This is a genomic window from Siminovitchia jepli (assembly GCF_047228825.1).
Classification (GTDB): Bacteria; Bacillota; Bacilli; order Bacillales; family Bacillaceae_C; genus Siminovitchia.
Genome location: NZ_JBFEGN010000122.1, coordinates 1 through 7,587, shown reverse-complemented (window position 1 = coordinate 7,587; position 7,587 = coordinate 1). Strand labels below are relative to the sequence as shown.

The 7,587-nt window shown below is 39.7% G+C and carries 9 protein-coding genes and 1 pseudogene; 8 read left to right on the top strand and 2 right to left on the bottom strand.

Annotated elements, in window-relative coordinates; genetic code table 11:
* Positions 1 to 143: 143 nt before the first annotated feature.
* A complete protein-coding gene (locus AB1L08_RS20735; RefSeq protein ID WP_413066516.1) occupies positions 144 to 377 on the top strand; it encodes a hypothetical protein in 234 nt (77 codons plus the stop codon).
* A gap of 296 nt (positions 378 to 673) precedes the next feature.
* Here AB1L08_RS20735 and AB1L08_RS20730 read toward each other — a convergent pair whose 3' ends face one another.
* The gene (locus AB1L08_RS20730) at positions 674 to 1,084 is read right to left on the bottom strand and encodes a hypothetical protein (protein WP_413066515.1); all 411 of its coding nucleotides are present in this window, start codon (positions 1,082 to 1,084) and stop codon (positions 674 to 676) included.
* Between the two features lie 301 nt (positions 1,085 to 1,385).
* Here AB1L08_RS20730 and AB1L08_RS20725 point away from each other — a divergent pair, with 301 nt between their 5' ends.
* A complete protein-coding gene (locus AB1L08_RS20725) occupies positions 1,386 to 1,508 on the top strand; it encodes a hypothetical protein (RefSeq protein WP_413066517.1) in 123 nt (40 codons plus the stop codon).
* 643 nt (positions 1,509 to 2,151) lie between these two features.
* Here AB1L08_RS20725 and AB1L08_RS20720 read toward each other — a convergent pair.
* On the bottom strand, positions 2,152 to 2,748 hold the full coding sequence (locus AB1L08_RS20720) for a Uma2 family endonuclease (protein WP_413066514.1): 597 nt from the start codon (positions 2,746 to 2,748) through the stop codon (positions 2,152 to 2,154).
* 212 nt (positions 2,749 to 2,960) lie between these two features.
* Between AB1L08_RS20720 and AB1L08_RS20715 the strand changes: the two genes are divergently transcribed.
* The 6 genes and pseudogenes from AB1L08_RS20715 to AB1L08_RS20695 all read left to right on the top strand — a co-directional run bounded on the left by AB1L08_RS20715 (position 2,961) and on the right by AB1L08_RS20695 (position 6,582).
* Positions 2,961 to 3,275: a hypothetical protein gene (locus AB1L08_RS20715; RefSeq protein ID WP_413066513.1), complete on the top strand. Its 315-nt coding sequence runs from the start codon at positions 2,961 to 2,963 to the stop codon at positions 3,273 to 3,275.
* A gap of 230 nt (positions 3,276 to 3,505) precedes the next feature.
* Positions 3,506 to 4,075, top strand: a complete 570-nt coding sequence (locus AB1L08_RS20710) for a DUF4256 domain-containing protein (RefSeq protein ID WP_413066512.1) — start codon at positions 3,506 to 3,508, stop codon at positions 4,073 to 4,075.
* A 489-nt stretch (positions 4,076 to 4,564) separates the two neighbouring features.
* A complete protein-coding gene (locus AB1L08_RS20705; RefSeq protein ID WP_413066511.1) occupies positions 4,565 to 5,419 on the top strand; it encodes a pyridoxamine kinase in 855 nt (284 codons plus the stop codon).
* Positions 5,420 to 5,812: 393 nt separating this feature from the next.
* Complete coding sequence (locus AB1L08_RS20700; protein ID WP_413066510.1) at positions 5,813 to 6,049, top strand: hypothetical protein; 237 nt, start codon at positions 5,813 to 5,815, stop codon at positions 6,047 to 6,049.
* Positions 6,050 to 6,078: 29 nt separating this feature from the next.
* Positions 6,079 to 6,239: pseudogene (locus AB1L08_RS22620) on the top strand (DUF4145 domain-containing protein); the annotation flags it as partial.
* 97 nt (positions 6,240 to 6,336) lie between these two features.
* Positions 6,337 to 6,582: a DUF6429 family protein gene (locus AB1L08_RS20695; RefSeq protein WP_413066509.1), complete on the top strand. Its 246-nt coding sequence runs from the start codon at positions 6,337 to 6,339 to the stop codon at positions 6,580 to 6,582.
* Positions 6,583 to 7,587 lie beyond the last annotated feature (1,005 nt).

Genomic DNA, 7,587 nt, shown 5'->3' with positions numbered 1-7,587 from the left:
ACCCAGATTTGTAAATTGTTCCCAAAAGAGCGCTGAATTAGTTTTCGGCAAATTTACTTTCGTAATTTGGGATAATAGGAGATTTTATAAAAGTAAATACACAAATACCCAGAGGACTGTATACAAAATATATTCCAAAAGGAATGGCTGCACACATTCAGATTGAGGGAAATAACATAGCTGAAATTATAGATTCAGCATTTCTATTAATTACTCAAGCAATTGCAAAATGCAACAAAGAAATAGATTATAACAACTTTTACTGGTGTGAAATATATACCAAGCAACGATATTCAATCCCTTTAAGTCGTGGTGAAAGAGTTGCTGTTGACTATATTTTACCAGTTAAATCAAAACAAATCACTAGACAAGAATAGGTTGCATTCAAAAACATTCAGGAATCCACCATTAAAAGTCAAATCAAATGGCTGAACTATATGAAAATCGGTATGGATCGAATGGCGAAGCTGATCAACGATCTCTTGTCCCTGGCGGAAATGGAGGATGTAAAACTGAAAAACAAACAAAGCGCCGTTCAATCTTAGTGACGAAATCAACGATGTGATCTAAGCAATGGAGACTTGTAGCAATTTTTGATATTTCGTTATAGTAGTCAATTTCGCAACCCTCAGATATGATTTTTTCAAGATGCTGTATTACGTTATCAAAAATTTCACTTGAAATGTTTGCCTCTGTCAGCCAAAACATCCTGGATGATTTCCAAATGAAAGGCGGTCCAGGCCTTTTCTTTGAAGTGTATCAGGACACTGGCCGTTAAAGCAATAAGATAAAGAAACGCAAAAACCGCCCAAAGCATGCTGCCGTCCTTAAACAGGAACTTTTGAAGTTTGCTTGAAAATAAAAATAATAGCCAAGGAATGGCTGTCACAAAGATTGGAATAATGCCCACGCCATTTTGTTCTTTGATCATACGGAGGCGGGCCAACTGGAGTGTATGGCTGTCAAGGGACTCGTAAAAATTTTTCATTTCTTTTGTTTCTTTCAGTGCTCGTATAGCATTTATATCCTGTTGTTTTCGTAACTGCAAATATATTTTATGGCCATCACCGCGAAAAGAAAACACCTTATCCCCCCTTAAAGCAAAAGATCTTAGGTTTTATTATGAACCGAAGGAGAGATGGGCAAACGCTTTCTTGTAAAAGTTTTTCGGAAAGGGGGTAACAGGTGTCCGAGCATTTTTGAGGAGGGCGGGGCACCTTTTTAAATGTAAAATAGACATCGGATTGGTTTTCAAAAAGTTTAATTATTCCTATTTTTACCATAACATATAAAAGTTTGTAAAAAGGGACTATTTGTTCCGATTTGCTGTTGTTATAATGCATTAGCAAGTTCATTCGATATGTGAGGCCAAAGGAGGGAAATGTATGAGTTCCTTTGGCCTTGGTTTTCAGGACATGGACAATACTAAGCTCATGGTTGTTGGGGGGAAAGGCGCGAATCTGGGGGAACTTTCCAAGATTGAAGGAATACGCATACCGTCTCATTAAAAAAAGGGGAAAACAGAACCTTCTTTTGATCTACTTCAACAAAAGGCAAAATGAAAAATGCCACCAATATACAACCTTAATCCGTGACAAAATTTATCTAAAATGCATCCAAAAGCTGGTGAAATCAGGTATAATACCCAAAAAAGATAAAATTAGTAGCTTCATCAAACGGGTGGTATTCAATGAAAAAGTTTATTATTGAAACGACAGATGAACGAATTACAGCACATTCGTTGGCTTTAAACGGGCCGGTTGGAATCTGATTGATGGAAACCCCTGTTTCGCTTCCTTGATGCAGTTTTCCACGCAGGCCCTATGATTGTAGAATTCCTAAATGTCTATCGGCAGCCATTCCATCGTATGAACCAAGGCCTCATGTTCCCGGATAAAATCAATGAACTGCATTTGGTCCATATCAAACAGGTCGGCTTTACGGATGACCGAAACGCTTCTTGGCTTAGCCTATGAAGTTGCCTGATCTTGAATCGTCTTTCCTCAATGACAATATTTTCATCGATGTCGAACCCGCGGAGCAGGATCAGTAAAATCTTTCTAATCTTATATCCAGGTTTATGCTTGAAGCAGCCTTATTCCCGTCGGCCGCAGCAATTATAAAAGAAGAGGCAGGTCCTGCGCCGGTTTGCTAATCCTCTAAATTTGGAATTTTGCTCATAATTTCTGCCATGGTAAAGGATAGGCAAGGGATATGGGGAGAAGTTACAGGTTCTTCTTCCTGGAAAATATTAGCAATTTCGTACTGCTTTCCTTGCAGGACATAGGCTTCCAAGATTCCTGTTCTCGGCTCCACAATCCAATATTCAGGAATCTGATAAATGGCATAGGTTTTTAATTTGTCCATTTTGTCCCGCTTGATTGTTGAGGGGGACAAGATTTCGACGACAAGATCCGGGGCCCCCTCAATCCCATGCTTCTTGACAATATCCATACGCTGTCGGTGCACAAGGATTAAATCGGGCTGCCTAACTTCATTGGAGGCTAATATGACATCAAGAGGTGCATATAAAATCAGATACTCTGACTCACAGCTTCTGGCTATCACTTTTTGCATTTCAAAGCTAAGCATCTGGTGGGTAACAGATGGTCCGGGGCTCATTAGCTCCAGTCGACCATTCACTAATTCATAACGAAGTCCATCATCTAAGGAAGCGTAATCCTCATACGTAAGATTATTTTCTAGCCAATCATGATCGGCCCCCCCTTTTTTTGCTTTATCAGACATAACGGGAACCTCCTCGCATCATGCTTTTTTGAAATAGTATACCATACTTTGAAGGGATCAAAATTACAGAAAAGAGAATGTATTTAAATTACCGAAAGAGAATCCATTTTGAAAAATCTTTTTTAAAATAAAAATGATGGAGTAAAGATTGCTGCTTATAAATGGAAAGCTGAATGAATTATGCTATTATCAAATTATCATGATAAAGAGAGGTGCTTGAATTGCTTAATATTGGCAGTCTCGTGCTTGGGCTAATTGCCTGGTTGCTTCCTGTTGTTAATCTTATGCAATATAAAAAACCTGACCATAAGAATTGGGTAGTTCTTTCGATTATGAGCATCAGTGCTTGTGCTATTTCACTATGTTTCCAGATTATCAATAACTCTCACCTGGTAAAGATTGAGGATTGGACTGCGCTTATGGACATAACGGGCAGTTTGGCGGTCATTGCATCTGTTCTTCTCATCGTTACCATCATATTAAATGCAATTACACTCATTGTATATCGTGACAGAATAGCAAAGTAAGTTTGGAACGCAGCGGAGAAAAGGTGCACATAAAGTAACGGGTATTTATTTCATTCTATAAGCCCGGTAAATTCGTAATGACTCTGTCGGTGATAAAATTGGTTTGTTCCTGTCGTTGTCAGCGCCTTATTCTGTTCTCCACAGAATTTAGCAGCATCCACTTCCTTTATAAAAGTTACGGAAAACGATTTATGATAAAACAAATTTTAAACAATAAGGGGGAAACGAACATGACAAAGAGCAATAAAAGCGAGTTGTCACCTGAACAACGTAAAGAATTACTCGAAACCTTGAAAAAACGTTTTGAGAAAAACATGAATCGCCATGAAGGACTTGAATGGGATAAAGTCCAAGCAAAGCTGGAAGCTAATACTGAAAAACGGTGGTCACTCTATGAAATGGAAAGAACCGGCGGTGAACCGGATGTTGTCGGCGAAGATGAAAAGACGGGCGAATACATTTTTTATGACTGCTCAGCGGAAAGCCCAAAAGGCCGCAGAAGCGTTTGTTACGACCGTGAAGCACTGGAATCCAGGAAAAAGCATAAACCGGAAAATAACGCGATGGATATGGCTGCTGAGATGGGCATTGAGATTTTAACGCAAGAACAATATTGGGAGCTGCAGAAACTTGGAAATTTCGATACGAAAACATCAAGCTGGGTAAAAACACCTGATCATATTAGAAAACTCGGCGGGGCCCTTTTTTGTGACCGTCGCTATGACACGGTCTTTGTGTATCACAACGGAGCAGAATCATACTATGCTGCCAGGGGCTTCCGTGGTTCTCTGAGGGTCTAAATCTGCCCGATAAAGTGTACCCCATGGGGATAGATTTGGCCACTGAAAACATACAAAATCAAGAAAAGAAAATGATTCCAACAATTTAAGAATCATTTTCTTTTTTTGAGTAATTGTATTAATTTGTACAAGTAATAGGCTCCACGAAGTTGCTGTTCAATTTGGCAGTCCATATGGGCTGCTGAATCCATTGCAATTCTTCTTGCTTCGGAAATGGGGTTCACTAAAGGTTGTGTGTCTATAATGGACATGTAAGGCAGCTGCTTACAAAAAATATTACAGGTGATGCGTACTTAAACGGATATAGGCTGGTTTATTTCACCTTGAAGATAAGTTCTTGACCGAAGTCGATTCAACTGCCAACTGAAGTCGCTGGTATGCTTGGAAAGTTGATAAATAAATAAGTTGTCCGCTTCGCTTCTTTTATTTTTTGCGGGAACTTTTTTTATGATATGATGAACACAAAAAGATACGTCTCGTGGAGGATTTATGAAAAAAGTCGCTGTCATACAGGATTTGTCATCTTTTGGGAAATGTTCATTATCGGCAGCCATTCCGGTCTTGTCGGTCATGGGTGTGCAGGCATGTCCGCTGCCGACAGCCGTATTGTCTGCGCAAACGGATTATCCAAGCTTTTTTTATGAAGACTTGACATCGAAAATGCCGTATTTCCAAGAGGAATGGCGCAAACTGAAGGTCGCTTTTGACGGAATTCATACCGGATTCGTTACCGGTAAAGAGCAAATTGATCATATTTTTTCTTTTTTGGATACATTTTATAAGGATGAAACGCTGTTGCTCGTTGATCCCGTCATGGGGGATCGCGGGGAAGCCTATAAGCTTTTTACGGATGAGCTGCTGGCCCGGATGAAAGAACTGGTAAAGTGTGCGGATGTGATAACACCGAATACGACGGAATGCTGTCTGTTGACAGGATTGTCTTATGAAAAACTTCATGCCTATTCAAATGCAGAGGATTTTATGAAAGCACTGGAGGAAGCCGGACATATTTTGCGTCAAAAAACGGGTGCCCGGGTGATTATCACGGGCGTGACTCCACCGTCAGCAGACCCGGATAACCAGGTTGTTGGAAATCTGTATTTGGATGGAGATACCACTTTTTACAGCGCCATGCCTTACAATGGGAAAAATTATTCCGGTACCGGCGACTTATTTGCTTCTGTCATTATGGGAAGCATGATGCGCGGAGACGATTTTAAAAATGCGATTCAACTGGCAGCGGAATTTCTGACAGCAGCCATTCATGATGCCAGCCTGAAGAAAATCCCGGAAGTGGAAGGAGTGAATTTTGAAAAGTATTTGGGAATGTTGTTGGGAACTTGAATCCGTGGTACATCCATTTCTTTGAACATAGGAAGGATTTTCGTAAAGCGCGGGATGGGATGAGCAATCAATGACAAAAGTATTAATTGTCGATAATGAACAGGATATTGTTTCATTCATGAAGGATTCTCTTCAAGATCACGGGTATGAAGTCTTGACTGCATACAATAAGTGAGGAGGCGCTGCAGCTCCTTGCAAGGGAACCGGAACTCATTATTCTTGATGTGATGATGGCCGGAATGGACGGGTTTGAACTCTGTTAAATGATCCGTGAACATATTGACTGTCCAATTATTTTTTTTAACGCCAGAGGAAGCGAAGAAGACCGGATTAAAGGCTTATTGGTCTGCGGCGAAGATTATTTGGTCAAACCTTTTAGCATGAGAGAGTTGCATGCACGCATTATGGCGCATTTGCGGCACGAACAAAGGAAAGCGAAAAAGCCGACAAAACAATTGTATTTCGGGCATCTTTATGATTGATTTAGACGGCTATGCCGTCATTTATCAAAATAAACAAAACGCTTTTACGACGAAGGAATTTGAATTGATCAAATTACTGGAGCTTCATGCAGGACAAATTTTTTCCCTTGAGCAGATCTATGAAAAAAATCTAGGGTACGATGCGTAGGGAGTTGTTTCAACCGTTACCGAGCATACGTTCCTTATAAAGATAATCTTTCCAATTTGATTCATGATCCGAATTTTTTAGGGATCATCGAAGAAGAGTTATTACTGCTGATGAAATATGTTGTAAAACTCGGCAATCAATCAGTACATCGAATGCACCGATTACCCGGGATCAATCGGTTTTGTCCATTCAAATTAAGGAATGGGACGTGGAAGAGGAGTATAAATAGTAACGAGAAACAAGGGTGGCTTGGGTCTAAATAACAACAGAGAAAGGATTTTTCAGATATGGAGGAAAGGATTAGAGAGCTTACGTTATTATTGCTATACTTAACATCATGGAAAGAGAATGACCTGCCTGGAGACATGAGAAGAAGTTGGAAGGGTTATCCGTTTGAGGTCCTAAATGAGCTTACGGATGAGGATTTCATTCGCGGAAGCATAAAAGCAAAGTCCGTTTATTTAACCGAATCTGGCATTAAAGAGGCGGAGAGATTAATGAAAAAGTATCTAAAGGATATCGAAAGCAATTAGGTCATCTTGGAATAACCGGGTTTATCATTATTTTCAAAACCGGTACATATGTGAAAAATACTGTAAAGGCCAAATCAATTAACAGATGAGATCCAAGATTTTTTGGACGACCTCATGCAAGAGGGCCATGCCCTTTCAATATAAGGTGATTCCATTGCTTTTGGGGTTTTGATTGCGGTACTGTCTAAAGACAAAAAGAAATAGACCTCCCTTGAACCCTGACAAGTTGGGGGGATTGGTCTATTTCTCAGAACAATAGAGCCAGCCACTCTTTGAGGGGCGACTATTGTACAAGACCGTAAGTGGCCGTACTTGCGGTCTCTTTGTACTTTAAGTACATCTTACCCTTTTTAAAACCCTTTTTATCACCGATTAAAATAAACGGTCAAAAGCAATCCAAAACTAATTGCTCTTTAAATGATTTTATCTTGCAGGGGACTTGGAATTAAGATGATGAATTCCTCCTTAAAGGCTTAAAGACTTTTTATTAATTTCTCTATTTTCTCCTTGTTTTTACCGAAAAAATCCAAGGTTTTTGTTTTCGCTGCTTCGAGGTTATCAAGGCTGGAAAAGGATTCATGAATGGCCGCCTTTCTCCCTTAATGAAACTCTGGGGTACAAAATGGAGTATCACTTGGGGAGGGGGGAGAACTGTCCAATTATCCATTTTTTTATAAATTCGGCACCCAGATTTATAAAATGTTACTAAAGGGGGAGCTGAATTAGTATTCGGCAAATTTACGAACGACTGGCAGAAGGCCCGGCATTTCAATGTCGGGATGAATGCCAGAAACATAGGTTTAAAAAAAGAAATCGGCCCTTGTTTTTATTTTTTAAATATTGTATCATTAAATTAATATAGAATGTATGTTCGGAGGTCCGGGTAAATATGGCGAAAAAGGGTCCCCGCTATGTCGTTGAACTATTTCTCAAAACGGAGATTTTTCAAGTTCATATATTAGAAAAACGCCTTGAAATCGGACGCCATATTTATAACGCCTGCAA

Bases quoted from the DNA above. Each gene is read 5' to 3' on its own strand.
- AB1L08_RS20725 (WP_413066517.1), top strand. From the start codon at position 1,386: ATGAGTTCCTTTGGCCTTGGTTTTCAGGACATGGACAATACTAAGCTC.
- AB1L08_RS20705 (WP_413066511.1), top strand. From the start codon at position 4,565: ATGAAAAAAGTCGCTGTCATACAGGATTTGTCATCTTTTGGGAAATGT.
- AB1L08_RS20720 (WP_413066514.1), bottom strand. From the start codon at position 2,748: ATGTCTGATAAAGCAAAAAAAGGGGGGGCCGATCATGATTGGCTAGAA.
- AB1L08_RS20735 (WP_413066516.1), top strand. From the start codon at position 144: ATGGCTGCACACATTCAGATTGAGGGAAATAACATAGCTGAAATTATA.
- AB1L08_RS20710 (WP_413066512.1), top strand. From the start codon at position 3,506: ATGACAAAGAGCAATAAAAGCGAGTTGTCACCTGAACAACGTAAAGAA.
- AB1L08_RS20695 (WP_413066509.1), top strand. From the start codon at position 6,337: ATGGAGGAAAGGATTAGAGAGCTTACGTTATTATTGCTATACTTAACA.
- AB1L08_RS20700 (WP_413066510.1), top strand. From the start codon at position 5,813: ATGCACGCATTATGGCGCATTTGCGGCACGAACAAAGGAAAGCGAAAA.